Here is a 24,456-nt window from a genome sequence, read left to right as displayed (position 1 = left end):
CGACCGAAATCATAAGGGGATTTTTCCGGCTCGACAATTCCGTCTGATTGAAGCCCTCGACATTTAACATTCCCTGATGAAAACGTCATGACCGCGGCGCTCACACTTTGGGCGCCAAGCATTGACTGGCGGGCCTCAGCGGCCTTGGTGTTCTCCTTTTGATATTCCTCTAGCAGTCGAGTTGGGGCACGCGGCGGTACGCCGGCGTATCCGTCCTCGTGGAAAAATCGCCACACGCGAGTCGTTTGATGACGCATCTCACGGGCGCCTCAGAAAATCGGTGGTGAGTATTTCGTCATTAGAGGCCTCTCTTGAAGAATCGCGCGGAGGCGCAACTATCTCCGTACTTTGCAAGTCCATCACACAGCCATAATCTAACTTCCAGGAACTGGACCGTGCGCCTGATTTTCCGAATTGGCCTAATCTTGCTGTCAGTACTCGCCGCGCTAGTTGTTGCGGGAACAGGCTACGAAGCGCTCCAGCGGTACCTCGCGGCGAAGAACCATCAACCGCCGGGTGAGATGGTGAACATCGGCGACCGGCGCATACAGCTCAACTGCACTGGCAATGGCTCTCCGACGGTGGTGTTCGAATCCGGCCTGGGCATTAGCGGTTCGCTGGACTGGTCGGCCGTCCAGCCATCCGTTTCGAAGGTCACCCGCGCCTGTTCATATAGTCGCGCAGGAATCATGTGGAGCGACCGCAGCTCAGAAGCACAAGATGGCAAATCGGTTGCTGAAGATTTGCATCGCGCATTGCAGGTCGCCGGGGAACGCGCCCCCGCCGTGCTAGTCGGTCAGTCGCTCGGTAGCGCTTACATCATGACTTATACAAGGAGCTATCGCGTTGCAGAGAACGTTGGACGTTCCACACGGAAGACGTTAATCTGGAAGCACTTCATGAACAGTCTGACCACCGTCAAGGAGCTGGCACATGGAAGTGAGCACCGAAGCGCTTGTTGAGATGCTGTGTGAAGTCGAGGCAGAAGACCCAATCGACTATGCGGACCTACCGTTCGGCGAACAGGAGCTACGACGCCTTGTCATGTGCTCGCTGGTAGAACGGCACCACGTTGTAGAGGCGGCGATGTCGGACTCGGACCTCCATGCGCTGTACCTGCTGAGCACCGCGAAGCTTGTTCTCGAGAACACGGTGCTCCACGCTCGTCTGCTTTTGCTTCAGGGACAACAGGTCGACATTCAGTCGCTCCTCGCTCCGTTCACCCTCAAGGGCAAAAAATAATGAGGTGGAAGGCATACCGAGAAAGGAGCTCGTTTTGTCTCCTCCTCAGTACGCAGCCAAGGCACCGCCTTCCCAAACCTAGCTGTGCAGAAACCGGTGCACGGCCCGTCAAACGCAGTATGCGAAGCCTGCCGCGAATATGCTAGTCCGAGGTCGTCTCTTGAGCCCTGAGTTCAATCCATGTTGGCTGGTGCCTGACGCTCGCAAGAAACACGGCGAGGTCACCACGGGCTATAGATGCCGTCACATCGCTTTCCCGCGGCGCGAGACCTGGATAAAAAATGGCCCACCGGTAGTGGGCCTAGTCCATTCCACGTGATACATGGAGGAGACGCTTGAAAAGCGAGTATCGCCAGCGTACGCATCTCCTACACGCGAACGCCTGCTGACCAGCTGACGTTTAAGTCAGCCACTGTTTGATGTTGGCCGCCATGACATTTGTCGAAATGCCATAGCGGTCGTGGAGCGTCGGCAGTGCACCGGCGTCGAGAAACTCGTCGGGCAGCGCGACCTGTTTGAACGTACAAGAAACGCCGGCGCTCAAGAGCGTGGTTGCGACAGCTTCACCCAAACCGCCTATAACCGTATGGTTCTCAGCGACGACGACCATGCGCCCCGTCCGCTTCGACTCGCGGATGATGGTCTCCGTGTCGAGCGGCTTGATGGTCGGAACGTGCAGCACTGCAACGTCCACCTTGTCCGACGCCAGCGCTTTCGCAGTTTCCAGCGCACGCATTGTCATGATGCCCGACGAGATGATGAGGACGTCGTTTCCGTCACGCAGCATTTTTGCTTTGCCGAGTTCGAACCGGTAGTTGTATTCGTCGAGCACTGCCGGCACGTTGCCCCGCAGGAGACGAGCATACACAGGTCCTTTGTGTGCAGCGATGGCCGGTACCATCTGCTCGATATCAAGTGCATCGCAGGGGTCAATCACCGTCATGTTCGGCATTGCTCGCATGAGTGCCAAGTCTTCGGCGGCCTGGTGGCTTGGCCCATAGCCGGTCGTCAGGCCCGGCAAGGCGCAAACGATTTTGACATCGAGGTTGTCCTCCGCGATGGTCTGGTGAATGAAGTCGTACGCCCGCCGCGTCGCGAATACTGCATAGGTGGTGACGAACGGCTGCGCTCCTTCGTGGGCGAAGCCAGCGGCGGCACCCATGAGAAGTTGCTCTGCCATGCCCATCTGGTAGTACCGCTGCGGAAACTCCTTCGCGAAGATATGGAGGTCGGTGTACTTGCCCAGGTCGGCCGTCATGCCAATGACATTCGTCTTCGCGCGAGCCAATTCGACAAGTGCATGCCCGAACGGCGCGGAGCGTGTCACCTGGCCTTCGCCGGCGATGGACGCAATCATCGCCGAGGTCTTCAGACGAGGCTTTTTATCGACGACCGAGTTCATGCTTTGCTCCCTGCAAAAGTCTCATCAAGTGCATCCAGCGCCAGCTTCCATTCATGTGCGTCCACCCGGATGAAGTGGTTCTTCTCCCGTTGCTCGAGGAACGGTACGCCGCAGCCCATCTTCGTGTCGCACACGACGATTCGCGGCTTTGCCTCCTTCAGGTTTCGAGCGTTGTCGAAGGCCGCCTTCACGGCATTGATGTCGTTTCCGTTTACGCGTTGCACGTACCAGCCGAACGCTTCGAGCTTCGGTACGAGCGGCTCGAAAGCCATGATTTGCGTCGACGGGCCGTCGGCCTGCTGGTTATTGACGTCGACCATCGCAATCAGGTTGTCCAGCTTCCAGTGCGCTGCCGAGAGGAGACCTTCCCAGATGGCTCCTTCGTCAAGTTCGCCGTCGGAGAAGAGCGTGTAGACGAACGATTTAGAGCCTTTGCGCTTGAGTCCGAGACACCGGCCCACGGCAATCGTTAGCCCCTGGCCGAGCGACCCACCGGACATCTCCATCCCCGGGGTGTAGCTCGCCATTCCGGACATGGGCAGACGGCTGTCGTCGCTGCCGTAGGTCTCCAGTTCTTCTTCGGGAAGAATGCCCGCTTCGAACAATGCAGCGTAGAGCGCGATCGCGTAATGACCATTCGACAACAGGAATCGGTCCCGGTCCTCCCAGTCTGGCTCCGCCGCGCGGTAGTTCATCGCGCCGAAATATGAAACGGCCAGAACGTCAGCGATGTCGAGCGCTTGGCCGATATAACCCTGGCCCTGTACTTCGCCCATTAGCAAAGCGTTACGGCGGATGCGGTATGCGCGCTCAGCGAGCGACACATCCTCGATGACGGTTGTACTCATTTACTCGTCTCCTGGAAAGAGTTCGTTCAGCGATTGACAGTCTTTGCGGGCACGAAGAACACCAGAACCGCGCCCAGAACGACAGCCGTCGAAATGAAGATGAGGCCTGCTGTCGCGTGGCCGGTGAAGTCATTTAGCCATCCGACAATGGCGGGCGAGAAAAAGCCGGCCAGATTCGCGAAACAGTTGACCGCGGCAATTCCGGCCGCAGCGGACATACCGCTGAGAACAGCAGTAGGAAGCGCCCAAAACAATGACGACGACGCGAGGATGCCGGCAGCAGCGATGCTCACGCAGATAATCGAGGGACCCACGCTTCCGAGCATCGGCAGTGTGGCGAAAGCGGCGGCAGAAACCAGCATCGGAATCGCCAGATGCAAACGGCGTTCGCGGCGCTTATCGGCGCTACTTCCGAGTAACGGCAACGCGATGATGGCGCAAATGTACGGAATCGCGGTCAGGACACCAACCCACAGCGGGTCCGCGACACCTGTGCGACGGATGATTGTCGGCAGCCAGAAGGTGAGGCCGTATTGACCGAGAACTACACAGAAGTAGATTCCAGCCATTAGCCAGAGACGACGGTCGCGGACAAACGCACGGATGGACACGTGCTCGGTGGCCGCCGTACGGTCGCTTTCCACGTTGCGCTTGAGAAGTGCCTTTTCGTCATCGGACAGCCATTTCGCACTGGCGATTCCGTTGTCGAGATACAGAAAAATTGCGATGCCAAGGAGCAACGACGGGAGTGCCTCCAGCATGAAAAGCCATTTCCATCCTGCAAGTCCCTGGGCTCCCTGGAAGGAATGCATAATCCAGCCGGAAAGCGGGCCACCGAGGATGCCAGCCATTGGAATCGCCATGAAAAACATCGAGAGCGCTTTTGCGCGCCGGGCGGCCGGGAACCAGTAGGTCATGTACAGAATCACGCCCGGCGCGAACCCCGCTTCCGCGACGCCGAGCAGGAAGCGCAGTACATAAAACGTGGTCGGCGTCTTCACAAACAAAAAGCTTGCGGAAATCACCGCCCAGGTCAGCATGATGCGCGCGAGCCAATTTCGCGCGCCGACTTTGTGCAGAATGAGATTGCTCGGGACTTCGAAGAGGAAGTAGCCCAGAAAGAAAATGCCTGCACCGATGCCATAAATGGTTTCAGAGAAGCGCAGGTCGTTGAGCATCTGCAGCTTTGCAAAGCCCACGTTCACCCGGTCGAGATACGCGCCGAGGTAACAAAGCATCAGAAAGGGAATGAGGCGACGGGCGACTCTTGCGTAAGTTCGCGCCTCAAAGTCTGATGAGTCGCTCGAAGCCGAGAGGTCTGCACCGATTCCCGGTGTGGCCAGTCTGGATTTCATGGGTTGTCTCCTGTCGTCCGAGCTCGTCACGGTGACGGGCTCAGCGCCATGTCTCTGTGCCGCTTTGGCGGCAAGACGCCCCGGCTAGGCCAAGTGCGTCGTATGTTTATGCAATGTCGGAAGCGAAAGAGGGCACGTCACTTCAATGGATCAGCATGCCGCCGTTGACGTCGAGCGTGATGCCGGTCAGATAGGTGGAGAGGTCGCTTGCCAGGAACAGGCAGGCATTGGCGATGTCGTTTGCCTCGCCGAGACGCCCCAGTGGGATGCCCTTGATGATGTCTGCGCGCATCTCAGGGGTCAGCTTGTCGCCCGTGATGTCCGTCTGGATAAGGCCGGGCGTAATGGAATTGACGCGGATATGGTCGCCGCCGAATTCACGAGCCATCGCCTTGGCAAGCCCGAGAACGCCAGCTTTCGCTGCGCTGTAGTGCGGGCCGCCGAAAATGCCGCCGCCGCGTTGCGCGGAAACGGAAGACATGCAAACGATGCTGCCACGCTGCTGCTTCTTCATGTGCGGGATGACGGCCTGTGACATATACAGCGTCCCCAGCAGGCTCACGCCGACGACTGCGTCGAAGTTGTTCTTCGAGATTTCGAGTGTCTTGATGGGCTGCGTAATCCCGGCGTTGTTTATCAACGCGTCGATTCGGCCGTATTTAGCGGCGACAGCATCTGCTGCGGCGACGCAGGCTTCCTTGTCGGTGACGTCGCACGCCAGACCGAGATGACCTTCCCCGAGGTCACGCGCAGCGCTTTCCGCGTCCGCGAGGTTCAGGTCCAGAATTGCAATGCGCGCGCCGTGTGCTGCCATCGCCTTTGCCGTCGCTTTACCGATGCCGCGTGCCGATGCCGCGCCCGTGACGATAACGACTTGATTCCCGAGCAACATGTGGGTGTCTCCATTGATGAACTAGGTGTAGGCGAAGTTTGTCCGCCGGCGAACCTTGCATCAACGCAGTTCCCCTCAACCGTAGCTGAGAAATTTTCAGCCCCCAGGGTTATCCCTGTGAGCCCACCTTGCAGCGTTCAATTTCCTCTTCAATCCAGGTCAAAAATTTTGCAACTCGGGGCAATTCGGCGTTCTGGCTAGGGTAAACGAGATGATGTGCGCCAACCTCGACCGAATGGCTATTGTCGAAGACCTGCACAAGTGCGCCGTCCTTTATCTTTTGCGAAGCCATCATCACGCTTTCCAGAGCAATTCCGAGCCCTAGCGAAGCTGTCTCGATGGACATGTAGGAACGGTCGAACGAGAAGTCGAACGTCTTGTTCGCACCAGCAACCCCGGCCCGCCCAAACCATTGCCGCCACTGAACGAGAGGCGTCTCCGAATAGACCAGCCGCTGGGCCAGCAGGTCATCTGGAGTCTTCACCGGATGCCGCTCGAGATAGGCCGGCGACGCCAGCGGGGCAATGAATTCGCCCCGGACCGTGCGCACTTCAAGGTTGCTCCATTCTCCATAGCCATGACGAATGTCGATGTCGTAATACCCGTTCGAAAACGATACGTTCTCGTATGAGCAGGCGACGTTCAACTGAACGTCGCCATTTGCTTCCTGAAACGAGGATAGCCGCGGCAATAGCCACATCAGGCCGAAACTCGGGCTCGAATGCACGCGCAGGATGTCGACTTCCTTCTGGCTCGAGGCACGCTCAGTTGCCCGGCTGAGGTCTGCCAGCGACCCCGTCACATCGGCAAGATATCGCTCCCCGGTCGGTGTCAGGACGAGACCACGACCTGTCCGTTGAAACAGGGATTGGCCAATCATTGATTCGAGGTTGCTTAACTGATGGCTGACGGCCGACGCCGTAAGGTCAAGCTCTTCCGCTGCCCGGTTGACGCTCTTCGTGCGTGCAATGCTCTCGAAAGCAATGATGGCCTTCAACGGAGGAATTCGCATGGTCAAATTTTTTTCAGTCGCGATTGAACAAAACTGCATTGCCTTCGGACGGTGGTCGCTGCCATCCTCGACATCAACGATACGGACAGGAAAACAGTTGAAATGTTACCCCGTGTCAGGTCACCCAGTGGCCTAAAACATTGCCTCATATAAATATGGCGCGGTGCAGCAACCGCACAGGAGACGTAGATGAATACCCTGAATTCCCCTCCCAGCAAGCGACGCGTCCGTCGCTACTTGGTCGCCCCCAGCTAAGGAGCGCGACCGGCACTGAGTTCGGCTCGCTGCATTTGTAGCCACTCAGTTAAGCCTCCGAAATTTGTCACTCACTGCAGGCGGCTCTCGCAACCTGCGGTTGGAGCCGTTCGTTCGCAGTTTTCGCGACGGAGATGCGCAATGTCTGAACAACCTACGTTGTTGCTCGCGAAGTCAATCGTCAAAAGCTTCGGGGCTACCAGCGTCCTCAAGAGCTTCGACCTGTCTGTCCGTCCAGGAGAGGTGCACGCGTTCCTTGGTGGGAACGGAGCCGGGAAGTCGACGTTCATCAAGATTATCTCTGGCCAGCATCAACGGGACGGGGGCACGCTTCAATTCGCCGGACGCGACCTCGGTGGCTCCTCAGCATCGCCCGCTGACACAGGGGAGATTGCGGTTGTGAATCAGGAGCTGGCACTGCTGCCGCATCTGTCGGTCGCAGAGAATATCGCCATGCCCCGGATGCATCGCGCGCTCGGAACTTACAGCGAGCGAGCATCACGTGCTCTCGCGATTGATGCTCTATCGCTGATTGACCCGCAGTTCGCACGGGAATCGGTTAGCCGTCTGGTGGGTGAGCTATCGCTTCACGAGCGACAGCTCGTCGAAATCGCTCGAGCACTCCGCTCTGGCGCGAGGCTGCTACTGCTTGACGAGCCGACAGCGAACCTCACTGCTGCCGAGACTGGGCGTCTTTTTGCGGTCATTCGAAGGCTGGTAGCGGAGACAAGTCTCGCCGTCCTGTTCGTATCTCATCGCATGCGCGAGATACGTCAGATTGCTGACGTTTGCACCATCATTCGCGACGGAAAAACAGCTGTCGACCGTGCGCCTCTCAATGCCATCACGGACCGCGAAATCGTCGACTATATGGGGCAATCCGTCGAGCCTGACCAACAAACCGAGGTCAGCCTGGAAGCTGCATCGGATTTGCGGGAAGGTCACGACACAAGTCACGACAACGGTGGCACCGCGGAAAGGCCCATCATTGTCCGCCTCGACGATATCGAACTCGAAATACGTCCGGGGGCCATTGTGGGACTCGCGGGCGCTCCGACCGGTCCTCTGGCTCTCATTGAGGCCCTAACGGGACTCGGGCAAAAATCGCGATGGGATATCGAGCGCGCGGGCGAACCGGTCAAGCATCGCGGGCCGTCAGGCGCGGCTCGCGCCGGGGTCGGCTATATATCTGGCGACCGTGCAAACAAAGGCATTCTCGCAACGCTTCCAATCATCGACAACCTGATGGCAGCGCGGCGCATCGTCGAGCGAAAAAAGATAGCTCGTGACGAAGAGCTTCGGCAGGGGCAAGCCCTCCTCGACGCGCTCAAGATACGTGCTGGTTCCCTATGGCACCTCCCTTCAACTTTGAGCGGTGGCACGCAGCAAAAAATCCTCGTTGCGCGCTGGCTGAATCTGAAACCGAAACTGCTGGTGCTCGAGGAACCCACGCGCGGAGTCGACATTCGGACAAAGCGGGAAATCTACGCACTCGTTCGCAAGCTCGCCAGACAGGGTACGGCAGTCGTCTGGTGGTCGACTGAATACCTGGAACTGGTCGAACTTTGTGACACGGTGCTCGCATTTGACCTTTCCGGGCGGCCGACTGGCGTACTTCGTCACACAGACGTTAGTGAAGAGAGCCTTGCTAGCGCTACAGGAATGGCCGCCTGAGTCATTGAACGTTTCGGATATCGAGGATTAAGTCAGGAGACAAAGCATGAAAGCAATGACACATTCAATACGGAGCGGTTCGAAGGATTCTGGCGGTGGTATCCGGCGCATACTGTCGACCTATCGTACCGAAATTGCTATCGCAATTGCCATTGTGGTCATCGAACTTGCTGTCGGCATGGTCGTTCCGGCCGCGCTGTCGATGGGAAATTTAGCGAATGTTACCCAGGCTGCGGCACCGCTCGTCATCATGGCGTTCGGTGTACTCCTCGTGATTATCACGGGTGGTATCGACCTGTCAGTCGGCTCAGTCTTTTCCCTGACAGGCATGGTCACCGGTCTCGCGATGTCACATGGCTATGGCGCAATCGTCAGCAGCATCGCAGGCCTGGCTGTCGGTTTCATCATCGGTTCGATTAATGGTGCACTCGTGACCTTCGTAGGTCTCGCGCCATTCGTCGTAACGCTTAGTACGTATGCCATTGCCGGAAGTCTGTCGTTCATCGTCACCGACGGCCACTCGCTACCTATCAACGACCCGAACTATTGGCTGCTCAACTCCGGAACATTGATTCCAGGAGTCATCAACTACGTGCTCTGGTGCGTGCTGCTGCTGATTCTTATCGAGTTTTTCCTGCGAAAGGTTGTAGCAGGGAGATGGCTCTATGCGGTGGGTAGCAGCAGCTCTTCCGCTCGTGTCATAGGTATTCCAGTTAACCGCGTTCGTTTGTCCGCGTATGTAATTTCGGGATTGCTCGCGTCATTTGCGGGCATCGTGAGCATCTCGTACATCAGTAATGCAGAGGCAACGGCGGGGTCCGCCCTGATGCTTCAGGCAATCGCGGCGGTGGTCATCGGGGGCGCAAGCCTCTTCGGCGGCACCGGGTCGGCCATCGGTGCGCTGCTCGGCGCGCTGATGATAACGATTATCCAGAACGGCGCGAATCTCATTGGCGTGAACAGTTTCTGGCAAGGCACCGTGACGGGTGTCGTGATTCTCATCGCGGTGCTTGTCGACCGCGTCACCAAAGCACGGCGATAAGCCGGCGGCACAACACTCAGCAAGGAGACAATGATGAACGTTTTTCGACTCGCCAAATTTCACCACCTTGGGAAGCCGTTGACCACGATGGCTGTCTGTAGCGCGCTGGCTTGCGTCGCGATGGCATCACAGTCGGCGCTCGCGCAGGCCAAACAGACGGTTGCGTACATCGCACCGTCCTTGGACATTTCGTACTGGCAATGGGTCGCGTACGGAGTGAAAGAGCGCGCGAAAGAACTGGGCATGAACTACGTGGAATTCACCTCCGAGAATTCTCCTGCCAAGCAGATGGACAACGTAAAGACGGCGCTGACGCGAGGCGTCTCCGCTATTGTCATGGGGCCCGTCAGTTCGACGAGCACGCCTCCGGTATTGAGGCTGCTAAAGGAAAAGTCTGTCCCCATCGCGTTTGCTGGCATCGGTCCACAGGCTGGACAGACCGACTATACGTCGGCGGTCACCGCCAATAATTATGAAACCGGCAAGGCACAGGGCTCGTATGTCTGCAAGCTGGCGAAGGAGCGCGGCGGTAACAAAATTGCGATGCTGTCGCTTCCGCAAGACCGCGAGAACGCGCAAAAATATATGAAGGGCGCAAAGGAATCGTTTGCTGCGGACGGTTGCGACCTGGTTCAGGTCCTTGAGACCCACGGTCTGACCGTCAACGAGGCTGTTTCGCAGGCGAACGACATTCTGACCGCCCACCCCGACGTTAAGGCCATCTACGGGATGTACGATGAAGCGGCGACGGGCGCGGCCAAAGCGCTTCAAACGCGGGGACTCACAGGTAAGGTTGCCGTTGTGACGGCGGATGGAAGCCCGACCACCATCAAGCTGTTGCGTGATGGTGCCGTCCAGGGAATTTTCCTGCAGGAAGCCGTTGGCCAGGGTATCGACGCCACCACTCAGGTGAACAACGCTTTAAACAAGAAGCCAACGACTCAGGAGCTGGCGCTTAAAGAGCCGCTCGTTACGAAGGAAACGATTGACCAGCCCACCACCCAGGCTACTGTGAAGCGCGTGTATCCGCCGTCGGCCGGCAGCTACTAAGCGCATTTGCTCGTGCGACAGCCGCCTGTGGACGAACGGGCGGCCACGTGCCTTGATTCAAACGTATTCGGAGACATTGTGGACAACCTTCCCATCATTGACCCGCATCATCATCTTTACGACCTGAAGAACGGCGACTATCCGTGGCTTCAGGGGCCCATGCTTGAGCGCGTTTTCGGTGATTACTCGGCGATTCGTGAGGACTATCTGATTGGAAACTTTCTGGCCGACACCAAGAACCAGAATGTCGTCAAGACGGTCCACCTGCAGGTCGAATATGACCATAATGACCCGGTGGCGGAAACGCGGTGGCTCCAGGGCGTGGCAGACAAGCACGGTTATCCGCACGGAATCGTCGCCTTTGCAGACTTGTCGTCACCGAAGGTCCAGGAGGTCATGGAGGCACATCTCGAATATCCGAACGTGCGCGGAATCCGACAGTGTCTTAACTTCCATCGTGACCCAGTCAAGACGTTCATTGACAGTCCGCACCTCATGAGCGACCCGCAATGGCGAGCGGGCTATTCCCTCTTGCGACGCTACAACCTGTCCTTCGATTTGCAACTGTACTGCACGCAGATGGAAGAAGCGACGGCGCTGACCCAGGCTTATCCCGATACTCCTGTCATTCTCAACCATACTGGCATGCCGGTGGACCGTATGCCCGCCGAAGTCGAAGGCTGGAGAAAAGGGATGAGGATGCTGGCATCCGCGCCAAACGTTTCGTGCAAGATTTCGGGGCTCGGGATGGCGGACTGGAAGTGGACAGTCGACAGCATTCGGCCGTTTGTTCTCGATGCAATCGATGCATTCGGCGTCGAGCGATGCATGTTCGCGAGTAACTTTCCTGTCGACAAGTTGTTCAGCAGTTACGATGCGGTCTTTGATGCCTTCAAGGCAATTACGAAGGACTTCTCTGAATCCGAGCGTCGTGCACTGTTCCACGACAATGCAGAGCGCGTCTATCGACTCTGATGGGCTACCGAGCATCTTTGGGGCGCGGTTTGCTGGCTCGCTGTCCTGGCACAGCCATCCGAGTCATCATGACCGGGTTTATGGTCGGCACCGCAGCAATAGTTTCGTGCCATGCTTCGCGCCCCAGTATATGCAAGACCAAAATAGGTGCGTGACGCGAAGAGCGCATGCAGTTCACGCGGTCGACGAGCTTGTGGACACCTAGACTCGTGGCAGCAGACTTTAACCGCAAGCTGTGCAACTGCAGGCGTGAGCCCGGCCGTTTTGTCCAAATAGTGTAAGTTTGTGTAATTGACGGCGGCAAGCCATTTAAATGAAGCTCGTGTCCTGAGCAAGGTGAGAAACGCTCTCCGACCGAGCGTTCATCGTGTCGAAGACGCGCACCCCGGGCGGGATATGCTTGCGCGGGCACCAAACCGAGGAACACAAACGGCCCAGCGAACCAGCGCAGCGGCGAAGACTGCGTTCATACGGGGGGAACCAGGACGCAAATGTTTCTCAACGTCGTCGAGTGCAAGTTTTAGAATTAAATCCCTAATAGTTGTTCACGCAACTACATCGGTTGCACGCGTGACGTAATACACTCAGACTATTGTTCAAGACACTTTCGCAATCAGTTTTGGAAGAGTTCGGATTGAGCAGAACGGACTTCCGTGGCCTTCTCCTCGCGGTCCGCTTGCGGGGGTGCCTGCATTGGCGGCACAAACAGGTATTTTCCGCAGACGGTCCACAGAACTAGAGCCGTCCAGCATGGTGCCCCGTAAAGTTTCGCCGTTCCTGGCCGATAAATGGATTCGTGAGGCAGCAAGGCGTCTTGCTTAACGTGCCTTCCTAACATGCACATGGGCGCCGCGCATCCATCCGGGATGCAAGCGAAGACCAAGAATACAGAGAGATAAAGATGGGGAATTCGGCTGCTCGCCGCTCGCCCGATTTGCGAGCAGATTCGCGGTCGTCAAGTCTTGCCAGCCACCCTGCGGACGTCTGGCACCTATTGCTAGCGTTCATGGTAACAACGCTCACCTGTCTCGCCAGCGGAGCGCTCAAAACCATGGCGGGAGAAATCGCGCCAATATGGCTAACCAACGCGGTGCTGCTGTCACAACTGATGGTTGCACCGCCTCGGCGACGGTATTCGGTTTTCGCCGGTGGTGTGCTTGGCAATCTGGCTGCCAATCTTTTCGTGGGCGAAAGTTTCGGCGTATCTGCGTCCTATTCGTCTGCCGACATCGTTGAGGTACTTATCGCCCTTGCCTTTGCACCACGCATCTCGACCGTTTCCGAGATGGTTCGGGCGAGGCCGCTCACGAGATTTGTGGCGGGCGGCGTACTGCTTGCGCCTGCGGTGTCGGGCGTCCTTGCGATGACGCTACTGCATGGACGACTAAGTGGGCGGCTGCTGCCTGACCTCGCCAACTGGTTTATTTCGGATGCCCTGAGTCTCGCCATCTTCACGCCTGCCGCGCTTGTTTTCTGGACTGGTGACGTGGCTCATTTGCTGCGCGCCGACCAGCGCCGCAAGACTGCGTTCCTGTTACTGGTGGTTTGCATTGCCACGGTAGGCGTGTTCGGCCAAAGCCGTTTTCCGCTCCTGTATTGGGCGCTCCCGCCCATTGTCCTGCTCGCATTTCAGGCAGACCTCGCAGGTGTCATGGTTGGCCTGCTTCTGTGCCTCGCAATCGCCGTCTCTTTCACCCTGCGCGGAACGGGCCCACTATGGGTCTTCCCCTATGAAACGATGCAAGGTCGTATCTTCGGCCTGCAGCTTTTCCTCGTCGCCGCATTGGGCATCGCTTTGCCCATCACCGCCACCCAGGCCCAGCGCAACCGGCTCTTCATGATGCTGCGTGACGGCGAACGTCGATATCGGGTGCTCGCCGAAAACGCGACTGATATCGTCATGAGTCTCGGGTTGGACGGCAGGCTGACCTACGTGTCCCCGCGTATCACCTCATTGTTGGGGCACTCGCCCGAGCACCTCACCGGTACACACCTGACCGACCTGGCGTTAGCCGATGACCGCGATGCGCTCGCAGCGGCCATAGCGAAAGTAGCCTCGGGTGAGGTCGAAGCTTCTGAAACCAGTCGCCTCCGACACATGAACGGTAGCGTTCTATGGATGGAGGCCCACCTGCGCTGCGTAATCGAACCGTTCTCGGGAAAGCCCGATTCTCTGACCGCTACGGTCAGAGACATCACTGAACGAACGCTATTGGAGAAACGTGCCGCTGAAGAAAGAGCCGAGTTACGCGGCCTCGCCTTCCGGGATGGACTGACTGGACTGTTCAATCGGCGCCATTTCGACCGCGAGCTGGCGCATCACTGGCAACAGGAGTCGCGTGCCGACAAGCGGGGATATCTGGCCGTCATCATGACGGACGTTGACGCGTACAAGAGCTATAACGACTTCTACGGCCATCAACGCGGCGATGAATGCCTGCGCATCGTTGCCGGAACAATTGCATCGTCGGCCGCGCGCTTTACTGACACCGTAGCGCGATATGGCGGCGAAGAATTTGCGTTGATATTGCGCGACACCGACCGGGATGGCGCACTAGTCGTAGCCGAGCGAATCCGACAGGCGGTAGAAAGCCTCCGTCTTCCGCACCGGGGGAGCAATTCCGGGATTGTTACCATCAGCCTCGGTGTCGCCGTCCTCCACACGAGCGATGGTCACGACCCGACGCTCCTGGTGGCTGCAGCGGACCGGGCGCTCTATGCCGCCAAACGACAAGGTCGCAATTGCACATGCGTGGCAGATGGAGTTGACGTTGACGAGGCGTCGGTAGACATCTAGCTTGCTCGAATACGCAGACAATCGTTTGCACGCGTGTTTGAAGTCCTGCGAACGCGCGACGACGTGGATTGGAGGCGGATGGTATGCCGAGCTGCGCAGCGTGACAGCCGGTGCTGAAGGTTCTCATACAATCGGCGTTGGGTTACGACGTCGGGCGAGGCCGTTTGCACATGGAGCAGGAAGAGTACAAAGGTTACGTGCTATGGGGGCACGCCATCGCGCAACAGAACTCCTTGCCCCGGTGCGTTATGCCGCAAGCGGCCCGATTACTCGGGAGCACAGACCGGTCGAGGCTTCCGTCATACTTGGCATCTTCGGCACGCCAGACGACGCGCAGGTGGCGGGACTGGCTTAGGCTCGCGCGTGGGTGGACTCGCACGGGTAGCGTGTGCCCGTGCAGACAAGCGCTTGCGGCGCTCAAAAGAACGTTTCGCGGCGTATAGCGGCGACGCTCGCGCCTAGGCGCAACAGGCTCGTGGACTGCTGCGCCGGGTCAGGCGCCAGCTTGATGACGGTACCCTTGCGCAGCACGACCCCGTCGGGCTCTGCACGAGGGGCGGTCGTCACGCGCATGACTTCGCCCTGCGCGCTGAACTGCACGAGCCCGGCACCGCGAAGCGCAGGCAGTGGACGCGGTGCGTCCGGTGGCGGCTGGCCGACATCCTGCGCAGATAGCCAGGCTGCGACGGTTATCGATTCGCTGAGACGCAGAAGTTGAAAAAGCCCGGCGCCGCGCGTAACCGGGACCTTAGCCCATCGCGGGCGCGTCGGCGTCAGGTCGCGGTGCCGTGCGCGTCCAGTAGCCGGCCGATGACATGAAGCAGGCGCCCTATCGGCGTGTGCTTCATCAGGAGGACGTCCCATAGGTTGCCTGTCGGACAGGGCGGTAGCGCAGCCGACAGCATCACAACGGGAATGGTCGCCGTCGCAGGGTCGGCCTTCAGCCACCGGCAGAAGGCAACGCCATCGACCGCCGGCATCATCCAGTCGGTGACGATGACGTCCGGGCGTCCGGCTGCCGTGACAGGCATAGCCGCGAGGCCGTTCAGCGCCGTGAGCACACGATAGCCCACCGCCTCGAGGAGTATCCGAAGCGGACGAAGGATGTTCGGGTCGTCATCAACCAGGAGAATCGAGGCCATTGCACAATGGAAGCAGAGGATACTGATACTCTTGAATTGTCTGCGCAAACGGTCTGCCGCCCGCCGCGGCGCACAAGCGCGACAGCGGAGCGACAGGGTTCCCGTGCCGGGCATGCCGGCGAGCCGGCGTCTGGCCGCTCTACGAGCAAGTCTTCCGAATCTTCGTCAACGCTATCCGGGCCGCTGTCAGCAGTCCGCGATGGAGCGGGGGCAGCCACTATGCGCGTCAATGGGAGGGCATGACACTCGCCCACTCGACGGTCTGGCAGTTGCATGCCGCTAGTATGCTCAGTGTCGGTAAGGCGCCCCGTCCTCGATGGACGATGATGGGCTGTCGCTCGGACCTCCCGCAAACAATCTTGCACCTAAGCCTTGAGTGCGGAAGCCAAGACACAGCACATAGGAATCCGAAGTTCCCCGGCATCGCGCCGATACGTCTGTCGACCATCGCGACCGAGAAATCCACGCCGGCGACGTCCGCACCACGGCGCCTGGCTGCGGCAGCGAGGTAGCCAGGCCCGCATGCGACGTCGAGAAAGCGCGTGCCACGCCCCACGCCAAGCGTCTCGAGCATCGCGCGGTTCGACTGGGCAGTCAAATCGCCGAAATACGTGTGATAGGCCTGCGCGACACGTTCCCAACCTTCGTGCTCGAATGCGCCGAAGTCGGCTGGTCCCATTTTTGTCTCCACTCTTTCAACACCTTAGCGCGTTGGGGCGCAGGGCTTCATGTTCCTCGCAAGGAGGATGGCAGCGCTTGAGCTGACGGGCTGACGGCGTGACGACCAGCGAAAATCACGCCGTGTTTGCAAAGAATTGACGACCAAGATGGGAAAATGGCGCCAAATGGGCTAGTTCCGTATACATTTTGCAATCAAATGCTTGCTGACAGGGGAGTCGTTCGTATGTAATTGAGCCCTTTTTGTATACGCAACTAATGTAAGTTGGCAGCTCGATTCGATTCACCTTGACTCGACGCTAAGGCTTCCTAGAGTGGTTAGGAAACCACTCGGGGATAGACCCAGGGAATGCGACGATGACAGATCTTGTGGACCGCGCACGCGGCGCTTTGCATGCCCAACCGTTCAGCGTGCTGCTCGGAACGGAACTGACACACGTGGGAGCGGACGAGCTGACCCTGCGCCTGCCGGTACGCGACGACCTCAAGCAGCAGCACGGCTACGTGCATGGCGGCGTGATCAGCTATCTCGCCGACAACGCGCTGACCTTTGCCGGCGCGCTGGCCCTTGGGCCGCGGGTGGTGACGGGGGAATACAAGATCAACTATCTGCGCCCGGCGCTCAAGGGCACGCTGATGGCGCGCGCCCGTGTAGTGCACGCGGGGCGCCACCAGGCCACCTGCCAGTGCAGCGTGTACGTGATGGAAAACGGCGACGAAAAGCTCGTGGCGCTGGCGCAGGGGACGGTGAACCGGCTCGCGGAAGGCAGCGGGCCGGAAGACAAAAGTCCGACGAACTGAAAAGTCTGCGCCGCAAAACAAAGCGCGCGAGGTGAAGCGGGTTTGTCCCGCCTCCCCTCGCGCGCTTTTTCGTGCGTCAGGCGCGCTTACTCTGCCGCGCGCGTTTTCTGCTGCTGCTCGCCCAGGCCCTCGATGCCAAGGCGCACCGTCTGCCCCGCCTTCAGGAACACGGGATTCGGCTTCACGCCCATGCCCACGCCCGGCGGCGTGCCGGTGGAGATCACGTCGCCCGGCTGCAGGCTCATGCACTCCGAGAGATAGGAAACCAGCTTCGCGACCGTGAAGATCATCGTGCGCGTGCTGCCGTTCTGGTAGCGATGGCCGTCGACTTCGAGCCACATGGAGAGGTTCTGCGGATCTGCCACTTCGTCGCGCGTGACGAGCCACGGGCCGGTCGGGCCGAAGGTGTCGAAGCCCTTGCCCTTGTCCCACTGGCCGCCGCGCTCGATCTGCCATTCGCGCTCGGACACGTCGTTGATCACGCAGTAGCCCGCCACGTAGTTGAGCGCATCGGCCTCGCTCACGTTCTTTGCGTGCTTGCCGATCACCACGCCCAGTTCCACTTCCCAGTCGGTCTTCTTCGAGCCGCGCGGGATCTCGATGTCGTCGTTCGGGCCGACGATGGCGCTCGTCCACTTGTTGAAGACGACCGGCTCGCTCGGCACCGGCATGCCCGACTCGGCGGCGTGATCGGCATAGTTCAGACCGATGCAGACCATCTTGCCGATGTGGCCCACGCAGGGCCCGATACGCGGATTGCCTTCGACGAGCGGCAGCGTTTCCGGGTCGATCGTGCGCAGTTGCGCGAGGCCGGCGTCCGAGAGCACGTCGCCCGCAATGTCGGCCACGTTGCCCGAGAGCGCGCGAATGCGGCCTTCGGCGTCGAGCAGGCCCGGTTTCTCGTGGCCCTTCGGGCCGTAGCGAAGCAGTTTCATCGTCTGTGTTCCTCGTGTGTCTGTGCGTTGCAGTCGGTCAGAATCGCCTGGGGCGATGGTTCGGGCCAACTAGTTCGACCATCCGCCGTCGATCACATGCGCCTGGCCGGTCGTGAATCCGGATTCGTCGGAAGCGAGGTAGAGCGCGAGCGCCGCGATTTCCTCGGGCTTGCCCATGCGCCCCATCGGCTGGCGCGCGACGAACGCGGCGCGCGCCGCGTCCACGCTCGTGCCCTGCGCCGCCGCCTGCGCGGCGATGCGCTCCTCCAGCGACGGCGACGACACCGTGCCCGGGCAAATCGCATTGCAGCGGACGCCGCGCGTCACGAAGTCCGCGGCCACAGCCTTCGTCAACCCTATCACAGCGGCTTTCGAGGCGCCGTACACGAAGCGGTTGGGCACGCCCTTCACGCTCGACGCCGCCGACGACATGTTGATGATCGACCCGCCGCCCTTCGCCAGCATGCCCGGCAGGAAGGCGCGGATGGTCCGGTACATCGCCTTCGCGTTCAGATCGAACGCGAAGTCCCAATCTTCTTCGCTCGCTTCCAGGATCGAGCCCGCGTGCACGAAACCCGCGCAGTTGAACAGCACGTCGATCGCGCCAAGTTCCTGCGCGAGCGCCGTGATGGCCGCGCCGTCGAGCACGTCGAGCTTGCGCGCCTCGACCGGCAGCGCTGCCAGCGCGTCGATGCGCAGGTCGGTGGCGATCACGCGTGCGCCTTCGCGCGCGAACAGTTCGGCGGCCGCGTAGCCGATGCCCTGGCCCGCCGCGGTGATCAGGGCCGTTTTGCCGGCCAGTCTTTGTACCATCTGCCACTCCAGTTGGAAGCGCGGCACGGCGATACCCCGTATTGCAGCAGGCCCCCATGCCGCGATCGAGCGAAGAAATCGCGGGAAGAAGTTGGGATGACGCAAACGGCCATTATGGCGACGCAGGCGCGCCTCGTGGCGTTCGGCGGACCTTTTCTAACCGGCTGGATGGTCCCCGAGCCCGGATTCAAGCCGATAGAAAGCCGCAGCGTTGCCGCCGAAAACGGCGGCGCGCTCGCCTGCGGAAAGTGCTTGTGTAAGCTGCTGCGCACTCGCGTACCAGCGTGCGTAATCGCCATTGAGGTTCAGCACCGGCCAGTCGCTGCCCCACATGAGGCGTTGCGGCCCGAACTCGGCAAGCAGATGCGCGACCCACGGCGCCAGCGTAGCGTCGTCCCAGCTGGGCGCGGCTTCGGTCGCGAGCCCCGACAGCTTGCAGTGCACCTGCGCAAACTGCGCGAAGCGCGTGATGGCGTGCGCCCACGCCGCAAAGCCGCTCTCGCCGCCCGCCGCGATCGGCGGCTTCGCGCCGTGATCGATCACCACGCGCAGCGCGGGATGCCGCGCGAGGAACGTCGCGAGCGCATCCGCGTGGCGCGTGAACACGAGCGCGTCGAAAGCGAGATCGTGCGCGATGAGCGCTTGCACGCCGCGCGCGGTATCGGCTTTCGCGATCCAGTCGTCGTCGGGCAGGTCCTGCAGCATCGGGCGCACGCCGCGCAGCTTGGGCTCGCGCGCGAGTTCGGCGATCAGCGTGGCGACGTGCGGATCGTCCAGCGGCACCCAGCCCACCACGCCCGCAATCGACGGCTCGTTGCGTGCAAGATCGAGCAGCCAGCGTGTTTCCTCGATAGTCGGCGCGGCCTGCACGACCACCGTGCGCGCCACGCCGCACGACGCGCGCAGCGGCGCGAGATCGGCGGGTCCGAACGCGCGATACAGCGCGGTCATCGAAGGCGTGAGCCAGCCGTAGTCGCCGCGTGCCGGGTCCCAATAGTGCTGATGGGCGTCGATCCGTTCGATCGTAGAGATGGTAGTCATGGCTCAAGCCTGCGGCAGCGGCGCGCGTGGATCGAGGAGACCTTTGTCGCGCAGCGCGAGCCACAACTCGCGGGGCAAATTCGTCTCGAACGAGGCGACGTTCTCGCGCACCTCCTGCGGGCTGCGTGCGCCGTTGAGCACCGTCGCCACGGCCGGGTGCGCATAGGGAAACTGCAGCGCCGCCGCCGCGAGCGGGGCGTCGTAGGTCCGGCAGATCGTATCGAGCCGCGCCACGCGTTCGACCACGTCCTGCGGCGCGTCGGCGTAGTTGAATTTGAGCTCGCCGAGCAGTCCGTGCGCGAGAATGCCCGAGTTGAACGCGCCGCCCAGCAGAATGCTCACGCCCGTCTTCTCGCACTCGGGCAGCAGGTCGTCGAGCGGAGCCTGTTCGAGCAGCGTATAGCGGCCCGCCAGCAAAGCGCAGTCGATGTCGAATTCCTGCATCGCCTCGCGTATCACTTCGCGCTCGTTCACGCCGAAGCCGATCGCCTTGATCGCGCCCGCCTTGCGCAATTCGTCGAGCGCCTTGAAACCGCTGTCGCGCAGTTGCCGCCAGTAGTGCTCGTTGCGCTCGCCGTGCGTGTAGCGGCCGATATCGTGCACGAGCAGGACATCGATATCGACTAAGCCGAGCCGCTGCTGGCTGTCCTCGAACGAACGCAGAATGCCGTCGCGCGTGTAGTCGAAAATCGCTTCGAAGGGCAGCGGGTTTTGCCAGCCCTCGCTGCCGTCGTACTCGTGCGTGCGCGGCACGAAATGGCGGCCCACTTTCGTGGAAATCACGTACTCGTTGCGCGGATAGCGCCGCAGCGCCGCGCCCAGCCGGTGCTCGGCCTTGGTGTGGCCGTAGTGCGGCGCGGTATCGAAAAAGCGGATGCCGGCTTCCCACGCGGCGTCGACGGTGGCTTGCGCCTCTTCTTCGGACAGGTCGCGATACAGGCCGCCGAGCGGCGCGGTGCCTAGACCCAATGCGCTGACTTCGAGCGCCGTGCGGCCGATACGGCGCCTGTGCGCCACCCTGGGATGCTGTTCTTGCGCCATGGCTCGTCTCCTCCTGGAGATGGTTGTTTCCACAACGAAATCATCCGACTGCGCGTTTCAGTTCGCGGCTTCGACGATCGGCACGCGCGCACTGGCGGGCAGGCATGCGGGGCCGACGGGCTCGAAGCGCTTGTACGTGAGGATAAACTCCTGGTGCCCGAGCGTTTCCGACTTCGAACGCTCGCCGCCCGCTACGGCCAGCGTGCGGTCGAACACTTCGCGCCCCACTTCGTCGAGCGTCGCGCGCCCTTCGAGAATGCGGCCCGCGTCCACGTCCATGTCGCCGGCGAGGTTGCGGTAGGTCAGCGGGTTCGCGCACACCTTGATGACCGGCGCAAGCGCAGAGCCCACCACCGACCCGCGCCCTGTCGTAAACAGGATCAGGTGCGCGCCGCACGCGATCAGCTCCGCGATTTCCGCATTGTCGCTGATATTCGGAAAGCCGAAGCGCGGCTCGCCATCGGGCACCACGTCGAGCAGATAGAGACCGCCCGTGGGCGGCACGTCGCCCGGCTTCACGATGCCGACGATCGGCGAGGCGCCGCTTTTTGCATACGCGCCGAGCGACTTCTCTTCCTGCGTGGTGAGGCCGCCGTCCGCGTTGCCGACGGCGAACGAACCGTGGCCCAGAATCGAGTAATAGCGCGCCGCCTTGGCCACGCACGCGACTATCGCCTCGCCCAGTTCGGGTCTTGCGGCGCGGCTTTTCATGTGGAATTCGCAGCCCACCAGCTCGCCGGTTTCCTCAAAAATGCAGGCCGAACCCGCTGCGATCAGCTGATCGAAGGCGCGGCCCACAGCCGGGTTGGCGGTGATGCCGCTCGTGCCGTCCGAGCCGCCGCAAATCGTGCCGACCACGAGTTCATCGAGGCGCATCGGCACTTTCTGTTGCGCGGCGAGTTGCGCACGCGCTTCGCGCACCCAGTCGAGACCGTACTGAATCGTGCTGCGCGTGCCGCCCTTTTCCTGGATCGTCAGGACTTCTACCGGACGGCCGCTCGCGCGCACCTGCTCCACGAGATAGTGCTTGTTCATGCTTTCGCAGCCGAGCGAAACGAACAGCACCGCGCCCACGTTCGGATGCGTGGTGAGCTGCTTCATCATCTTCTCGGCGTAGCTGTTGGGGAAACAGCCCGGAAAACCGATCAGATGCACCGGCGGCGCTTCTGGCTGCTGCAGCGCGGGCGGATCGTCGAACGCGCCAAGGGGTTCGCGGAACTGCGCGACGATTTCCTGCGCCACGTGGTGCGCGCATTCCACGAGATAGGCCACCGCAACCACGTTGCGTATGCCCTTGCGTCCGTCGTTGCGCAGCCAGCCTTGGAGCATGGGCGCGGCGGCTCGTGAAGGGGTGACGTTGCTATCGCTCATAACATGAATCCTGCTCGCGGCGCGTGCCGCATCATGGTGGCGTTACTTGTGCGGCACGAATTCGTGCCCCGCGTCGTGCGTGTAGGTCGGCAAGTAATCGCTTTCCAGGTTGTGCGTGTGCAGATGCTCGCCGCGCGCCACCGGCTCGCTTACGTGGCCGATGCGCGCGCCATAGCGCAGCACCTTCTCGTCTTGTGCGAGCGCGCGGCGCGCCACCTTGTGACCGAGTTCGATCGTCCTGGCGAGCGTCACACGCTCGCCTTCTATCTCTACCGTTTCGCCCGCTGCCAGACGCGCTGCCGCGATCAGGCAGTTGTCCTCGGGCGCGAGCAGAATCAGGCGTGCGTCGGTATGGGGTGCGTTGCCGTTCACAGATCGTCTCCGCGTTTAATCCTGCGCCCTTGTCGCCATCGAGCGAAATGCCGCCGCGCTCGCGACCTTGCATCTGCCTTTTCCCAACCTGACGACGCTGGCGTTTATTCACCAGTGAATGCATTATTCATATACGCACATTCGAAGGTCAAGCGATGTGCAGTGCAGCATGGGTCCGTGATTTCCCTGGGGACGATCGAATGGAAAAGAACACGAAGAAGAGCCAGATGGACAACGTGCCCGAGGAAGCCGACGAGAAAGACGACGCTGATCGCTATCGCGCGCCCGCGCTGGACAAGGGGCTCGACATCCTCGAACTGCTTGCGGAACAGCGCGCCGGCCTCACGCGCGCCGAGATCACGAAGGCGCTGGGACGCAACGCGAGCGAGATCTACCGCATGCTTGAGCGGCTCGTGGCGCGGCAATACGTTATCCGTTCGGAAGGCGGCGACCGCTATGCGCTGAGCCTGAAACTCTTCGCGCTCGCCCATCGTCACCCGCCCATGGAGCGCCTGATCTCGGAAGCGCTGCCGCTCATGCAGCGCTTCGCCGACGAAGCCGAACAGTCGTGCCATCTCACCGTCTACGACCGCGGCAACCTGCTCGTGATCGCCCAGGTGGACGGGCCGGGCACATGGGGCATCGCGGTGCGGCTGGGTTCGCGCGTGGGTCTCGTCGACACGAGTTCGGGCCGCACGCTGCTCGCCTGGCAAACGCCGGAGCAGCGCGCGCACATGCTCGCGGAGCATACGAAGGTGAAGGGCGAGGTGGCGATCGATCACGCGGCGCTCGAAGCCGCGTGCGAGCAGGTGCGCGAGGCGGGCTTCTCGCGCAAGGACAGTCAGCAGATTTTCGGCGTGACCGACGTGACGTTTCCGGTGCTCGGGCCTTCGGGTCAGGCGATCGCGGCGCTCACCTGCCCGTTCCTCAAGCGCATCGACGACTATGTCGCGCCCTCGCTCGACGAGGCGACGCAAATGCTGAGCGCGACCGTGCAGACCTTGTCGATGTTCCGCGAGGACGGCGCAGCCTGACGCCCGGTGGACTCAAGCCGGCCACGCAAAACGGTTAGAATGGCGGCCCTCTCAAAAAAACCTGTGCGCCGCGCGCGCCGCCGCAAACCGGCGGGCAAGCGGCTCACGCGCATTCGAAACCCATGGCGAAACTCCTGACCGATCAAGAATTCCAGCGCTTTTCCGAGCTTCAGCAGAAACAGGCGAGCTTCACGATCTCGGCCGGCGAAGCCGACGAGTTGCGCGATATCGTCGCGCGCGCGCAGAAAAAGCGCGACGACCGCGCCGACGCGATGAAGACCGTCGAAACCGCCATCGCGCAATTCGAGATCGCTCCCGAGGAGCTGTTCACGGCCGAGCAGATCGCCGAAGCCGCGCGCAATTTCGGCCTGATTCCGGCCACGCGCAAGGAGCGCGTGCTGCCGCCGTCGCTCACCTTCAACGGCAAGACGCATCAGTGGACCACGCGCGCGCTGCCCGACGAAATCCGCATGCCGCTGTTCGAGGCGTTCCAGGGCGGCCAGTCGGTGAAGGCGTTCATCGCCACGCCCAAGGACGCCGCGCGCTGCGCCGCGACCATCGCGCGGCTGGAGAAGGAAACCGGCGCGCAGTACGGCGAGGCCTGGCTCGAAGAGCTCGCACTCACGCGCGGCCAGATCGACGACGCGCTCGCGAAGCTGGCCGCCTAAGCAGCGAGGTGCGCCG

General features: G+C 60.9%; 24 protein-coding genes and 1 pseudogene. 11 read left to right on the top strand and 14 right to left on the bottom strand.

Going from position 1 to position 24,456, the window contains the following annotated elements; genetic code table 11:
* Nucleotides 1-395 precede the first annotated feature (395 nt).
* Nucleotides 396-962 (top strand): alpha/beta fold hydrolase, encoded by a 567-nt coding sequence (locus ACOJB8_RS02330; RefSeq protein WP_475010902.1) that lies wholly within the window; start codon nt 396-398, stop codon nt 960-962.
* Nucleotides 934-1,242, top strand: coding sequence for a hypothetical protein (locus tag ACOJB8_RS02325; RefSeq protein WP_475010901.1), 309 nt, complete (start codon nt 934-936; stop codon nt 1,240-1,242). Before ACOJB8_RS02330 ends, ACOJB8_RS02325 begins: the two co-directional genes overlap by 29 nt.
* Before the next feature lie 400 nt (nt 1,243-1,642).
* Here the strand turns inward: ACOJB8_RS02325 and ACOJB8_RS02320 are convergent, their stop codons facing one another.
* The 5 genes from ACOJB8_RS02320 to ACOJB8_RS02300 all read right to left on the bottom strand — a co-directional run bounded on the left by ACOJB8_RS02320 (nt 1,643) and on the right by ACOJB8_RS02300 (nt 6,751).
* A complete protein-coding gene (locus tag ACOJB8_RS02320; RefSeq protein WP_475010899.1) occupies nt 1,643-2,644 on the bottom strand; it encodes a transketolase family protein in 1,002 nt (333 codons plus the stop codon).
* The gene (locus ACOJB8_RS02315) at nt 2,641-3,492 is read right to left on the bottom strand and encodes a transketolase (protein ID WP_069261430.1); all 852 of its coding nucleotides are present in this window, start codon (nt 3,490-3,492) and stop codon (nt 2,641-2,643) included. Before ACOJB8_RS02315 ends, ACOJB8_RS02320 begins: the two co-directional genes overlap by 4 nt.
* A 26-nt stretch (nt 3,493-3,518) precedes the next feature.
* The gene (locus ACOJB8_RS02310; protein ID WP_069261431.1) at nt 3,519-4,847 is read right to left on the bottom strand and encodes an MFS transporter; all 1,329 of its coding nucleotides are present in this window, start codon (nt 4,845-4,847) and stop codon (nt 3,519-3,521) included.
* A gap of 142 nt (nt 4,848-4,989) precedes the next feature.
* Nucleotides 4,990-5,739 carry an SDR family NAD(P)-dependent oxidoreductase gene (locus ACOJB8_RS02305; protein WP_069261432.1) on the bottom strand — a complete coding sequence of 250 codons (750 nt, stop codon included), beginning with the start codon at nt 5,737-5,739 and terminating at the stop codon, nt 4,990-4,992.
* A gap of 109 nt (nt 5,740-5,848) precedes the next feature.
* Complete coding sequence (locus ACOJB8_RS02300) at nt 5,849-6,751, bottom strand: LysR substrate-binding domain-containing protein (protein ID WP_069261846.1); 903 nt, start codon at nt 6,749-6,751, stop codon at nt 5,849-5,851.
* 396 nt (nt 6,752-7,147) lie between these two features.
* Here ACOJB8_RS02300 and ACOJB8_RS02295 point away from each other — a divergent pair, with 396 nt between their 5' ends.
* From ACOJB8_RS02295 to ACOJB8_RS02270, 6 genes and pseudogenes are all read left to right on the top strand, one after another.
* Complete coding sequence (locus ACOJB8_RS02295) at nt 7,148-8,680, top strand: sugar ABC transporter ATP-binding protein (protein WP_342946936.1); 1,533 nt, start codon at nt 7,148-7,150, stop codon at nt 8,678-8,680.
* A gap of 46 nt (nt 8,681-8,726) precedes the next feature.
* The gene (locus ACOJB8_RS02290; RefSeq protein WP_342946935.1) at nt 8,727-9,722 is read left to right on the top strand and encodes an ABC transporter permease; all 996 of its coding nucleotides are present in this window, start codon (nt 8,727-8,729) and stop codon (nt 9,720-9,722) included.
* Nucleotides 9,723-9,752: 30 nt separating this feature from the next.
* Nucleotides 9,753-10,772 carry a substrate-binding domain-containing protein gene (locus ACOJB8_RS02285; protein WP_342946934.1) on the top strand — a complete coding sequence of 340 codons (1,020 nt, stop codon included), beginning with the start codon at nt 9,753-9,755 and terminating at the stop codon, nt 10,770-10,772.
* A gap of 78 nt (nt 10,773-10,850) precedes the next feature.
* Nucleotides 10,851-11,747, top strand: coding sequence for an amidohydrolase family protein (locus ACOJB8_RS02280; protein WP_342946933.1), 897 nt, complete (start codon nt 10,851-10,853; stop codon nt 11,745-11,747).
* A gap of 1,006 nt (nt 11,748-12,753) precedes the next feature.
* Nucleotides 12,754-14,544: a sensor domain-containing diguanylate cyclase gene (locus tag ACOJB8_RS02275; RefSeq protein ID WP_342946932.1), complete on the top strand. Its 1,791-nt coding sequence runs from the start codon at nt 12,754-12,756 to the stop codon at nt 14,542-14,544.
* A 170-nt stretch (nt 14,545-14,714) separates the two neighbouring features.
* Nucleotides 14,715-14,899: pseudogene (locus tag ACOJB8_RS02270) on the top strand (hypothetical protein).
* Between the two features lie 62 nt (nt 14,900-14,961).
* Here ACOJB8_RS02270 and ACOJB8_RS02265 read toward each other — a convergent pair.
* The 3 genes from ACOJB8_RS02265 to ACOJB8_RS02255 form a co-directional block, all read right to left on the bottom strand.
* A complete protein-coding gene (locus ACOJB8_RS02265; protein WP_342946931.1) occupies nt 14,962-15,144 on the bottom strand; it encodes a hypothetical protein in 183 nt (60 codons plus the stop codon).
* 173 nt (nt 15,145-15,317) lie between these two features.
* Nucleotides 15,318-15,686: a response regulator gene (locus ACOJB8_RS02260; protein ID WP_475010893.1), complete on the bottom strand. Its 369-nt coding sequence runs from the start codon at nt 15,684-15,686 to the stop codon at nt 15,318-15,320.
* A gap of 226 nt (nt 15,687-15,912) precedes the next feature.
* Nucleotides 15,913-16,260 carry a class I SAM-dependent methyltransferase gene (locus tag ACOJB8_RS02255; protein WP_475010948.1) on the bottom strand — a complete coding sequence of 116 codons (348 nt, stop codon included), beginning with the start codon at nt 16,258-16,260 and terminating at the stop codon, nt 15,913-15,915.
* Nucleotides 16,261-16,721: 461 nt separating this feature from the next.
* On the opposite strand from ACOJB8_RS02255, the gene ACOJB8_RS02250 reads away from it, so the two are divergent.
* A complete protein-coding gene (locus ACOJB8_RS02250) occupies nt 16,722-17,165 on the top strand; it encodes a PaaI family thioesterase (RefSeq protein WP_069261437.1) in 444 nt (147 codons plus the stop codon).
* An 86-nt stretch (nt 17,166-17,251) separates the two neighbouring features.
* Here the strand turns inward: ACOJB8_RS02250 and ACOJB8_RS02245 are convergent, their stop codons facing one another.
* The 6 genes from ACOJB8_RS02245 to ACOJB8_RS02220 all read right to left on the bottom strand — a co-directional run bounded on the left by ACOJB8_RS02245 (nt 17,252) and on the right by ACOJB8_RS02220 (nt 22,738).
* Complete coding sequence (locus ACOJB8_RS02245) at nt 17,252-18,100, bottom strand: ureidoglycolate lyase (protein ID WP_028202870.1); 849 nt, start codon at nt 18,098-18,100, stop codon at nt 17,252-17,254.
* 69 nt (nt 18,101-18,169) lie between these two features.
* Complete coding sequence (locus tag ACOJB8_RS02240; protein ID WP_475010889.1) at nt 18,170-18,913, bottom strand: SDR family oxidoreductase; 744 nt, start codon at nt 18,911-18,913, stop codon at nt 18,170-18,172.
* Between the two features lie 156 nt (nt 18,914-19,069).
* Nucleotides 19,070-19,954 (bottom strand): amidohydrolase family protein, encoded by an 885-nt coding sequence (locus ACOJB8_RS02235; RefSeq protein ID WP_475010887.1) that lies wholly within the window; start codon nt 19,952-19,954, stop codon nt 19,070-19,072.
* A 3-nt stretch (nt 19,955-19,957) separates the two neighbouring features.
* Nucleotides 19,958-20,995 (bottom strand): aldo/keto reductase, encoded by a 1,038-nt coding sequence (locus ACOJB8_RS02230; protein ID WP_475010884.1) that lies wholly within the window; start codon nt 20,993-20,995, stop codon nt 19,958-19,960.
* 57 nt (nt 20,996-21,052) lie between these two features.
* Nucleotides 21,053-22,366, bottom strand: coding sequence for a UxaA family hydrolase (locus tag ACOJB8_RS02225; RefSeq protein WP_342946926.1), 1,314 nt, complete (start codon nt 22,364-22,366; stop codon nt 21,053-21,055).
* 42 nt (nt 22,367-22,408) lie between these two features.
* On the bottom strand, nt 22,409-22,738 hold the full coding sequence (locus ACOJB8_RS02220) for a UxaA family hydrolase (RefSeq protein ID WP_069261443.1): 330 nt from the start codon (nt 22,736-22,738) through the stop codon (nt 22,409-22,411).
* Between the two features lie 200 nt (nt 22,739-22,938).
* On the opposite strand from ACOJB8_RS02220, the gene ACOJB8_RS02215 reads away from it, so the two are divergent.
* Together ACOJB8_RS02215 and ACOJB8_RS02210 are read left to right on the top strand one after the other, a co-directional pair.
* Nucleotides 22,939-23,772 (top strand): IclR family transcriptional regulator, encoded by an 834-nt coding sequence (locus tag ACOJB8_RS02215; RefSeq protein ID WP_256094445.1) that lies wholly within the window; start codon nt 22,939-22,941, stop codon nt 23,770-23,772.
* A gap of 122 nt (nt 23,773-23,894) precedes the next feature.
* Nucleotides 23,895-24,440, top strand: coding sequence for a hypothetical protein (locus tag ACOJB8_RS02210; protein ID WP_475010880.1), 546 nt, complete (start codon nt 23,895-23,897; stop codon nt 24,438-24,440).
* Nucleotides 24,441-24,456 lie beyond the last annotated feature (16 nt).

The sequence above is a fragment of the Paraburkholderia sp. BR10141 genome (assembly GCF_056155635.1).
The sequence above is the reverse complement of the archived record's forward strand: the minus strand, read 5'-3'. Positions and strand labels throughout refer to the sequence as shown.

What these genes read in the sequence shown, in the direction of transcription:
- ACOJB8_RS02325 (WP_475010901.1), top strand. Translation starts at nt 934, where the DNA reads ATGGAAGTGAGCACCGAAGCGCTTGTTGAGATGCTGTGTGAAGTCGAG.
- ACOJB8_RS02250 (WP_069261437.1), top strand. Translation starts at nt 16,722, where the DNA reads ATGACAGATCTTGTGGACCGCGCACGCGGCGCTTTGCATGCCCAACCG.
- ACOJB8_RS02275 (WP_342946932.1), top strand. Translation starts at nt 12,754, where the DNA reads ATGGTAACAACGCTCACCTGTCTCGCCAGCGGAGCGCTCAAAACCATG.
- ACOJB8_RS02240 (WP_475010889.1), bottom strand. Translation starts at nt 18,913, where the DNA reads ATGGTACAAAGACTGGCCGGCAAAACGGCCCTGATCACCGCGGCGGGC.
- ACOJB8_RS02245 (WP_028202870.1), bottom strand. Translation starts at nt 18,100, where the DNA reads ATGAAACTGCTTCGCTACGGCCCGAAGGGCCACGAGAAACCGGGCCTG.
- ACOJB8_RS02320 (WP_475010899.1), bottom strand. Translation starts at nt 2,644, where the DNA reads ATGAACTCGGTCGTCGATAAAAAGCCTCGTCTGAAGACCTCGGCGATG.
- ACOJB8_RS02260 (WP_475010893.1), bottom strand. Translation starts at nt 15,686, where the DNA reads ATGGCCTCGATTCTCCTGGTTGATGACGACCCGAACATCCTTCGTCCG.
- ACOJB8_RS02235 (WP_475010887.1), bottom strand. Translation starts at nt 19,954, where the DNA reads ATGACTACCATCTCTACGATCGAACGGATCGACGCCCATCAGCACTAT.
- ACOJB8_RS02285 (WP_342946934.1), top strand. Translation starts at nt 9,753, where the DNA reads ATGATGAACGTTTTTCGACTCGCCAAATTTCACCACCTTGGGAAGCCG.
- ACOJB8_RS02225 (WP_342946926.1), bottom strand. Translation starts at nt 22,366, where the DNA reads ATGAGCGATAGCAACGTCACCCCTTCACGAGCCGCCGCGCCCATGCTC.
- ACOJB8_RS02295 (WP_342946936.1), top strand. Translation starts at nt 7,148, where the DNA reads ATGTCTGAACAACCTACGTTGTTGCTCGCGAAGTCAATCGTCAAAAGC.
- ACOJB8_RS02230 (WP_475010884.1), bottom strand. Translation starts at nt 20,995, where the DNA reads ATGGCGCAAGAACAGCATCCCAGGGTGGCGCACAGGCGCCGTATCGGC.
- ACOJB8_RS02310 (WP_069261431.1), bottom strand. Translation starts at nt 4,847, where the DNA reads ATGAAATCCAGACTGGCCACACCGGGAATCGGTGCAGACCTCTCGGCT.
- ACOJB8_RS02305 (WP_069261432.1), bottom strand. Translation starts at nt 5,739, where the DNA reads ATGTTGCTCGGGAATCAAGTCGTTATCGTCACGGGCGCGGCATCGGCA.
- ACOJB8_RS02215 (WP_256094445.1), top strand. Translation starts at nt 22,939, where the DNA reads ATGGAAAAGAACACGAAGAAGAGCCAGATGGACAACGTGCCCGAGGAA.
- ACOJB8_RS02210 (WP_475010880.1), top strand. Translation starts at nt 23,895, where the DNA reads ATGGCGAAACTCCTGACCGATCAAGAATTCCAGCGCTTTTCCGAGCTT.
- ACOJB8_RS02300 (WP_069261846.1), bottom strand. Translation starts at nt 6,751, where the DNA reads ATGCGAATTCCTCCGTTGAAGGCCATCATTGCTTTCGAGAGCATTGCA.
- ACOJB8_RS02255 (WP_475010948.1), bottom strand. Translation starts at nt 16,260, where the DNA reads ATGCTCGAGACGCTTGGCGTGGGGCGTGGCACGCGCTTTCTCGACGTC.
- ACOJB8_RS02315 (WP_069261430.1), bottom strand. Translation starts at nt 3,492, where the DNA reads ATGAGTACAACCGTCATCGAGGATGTGTCGCTCGCTGAGCGCGCATAC.
- ACOJB8_RS02290 (WP_342946935.1), top strand. Translation starts at nt 8,727, where the DNA reads ATGAAAGCAATGACACATTCAATACGGAGCGGTTCGAAGGATTCTGGC.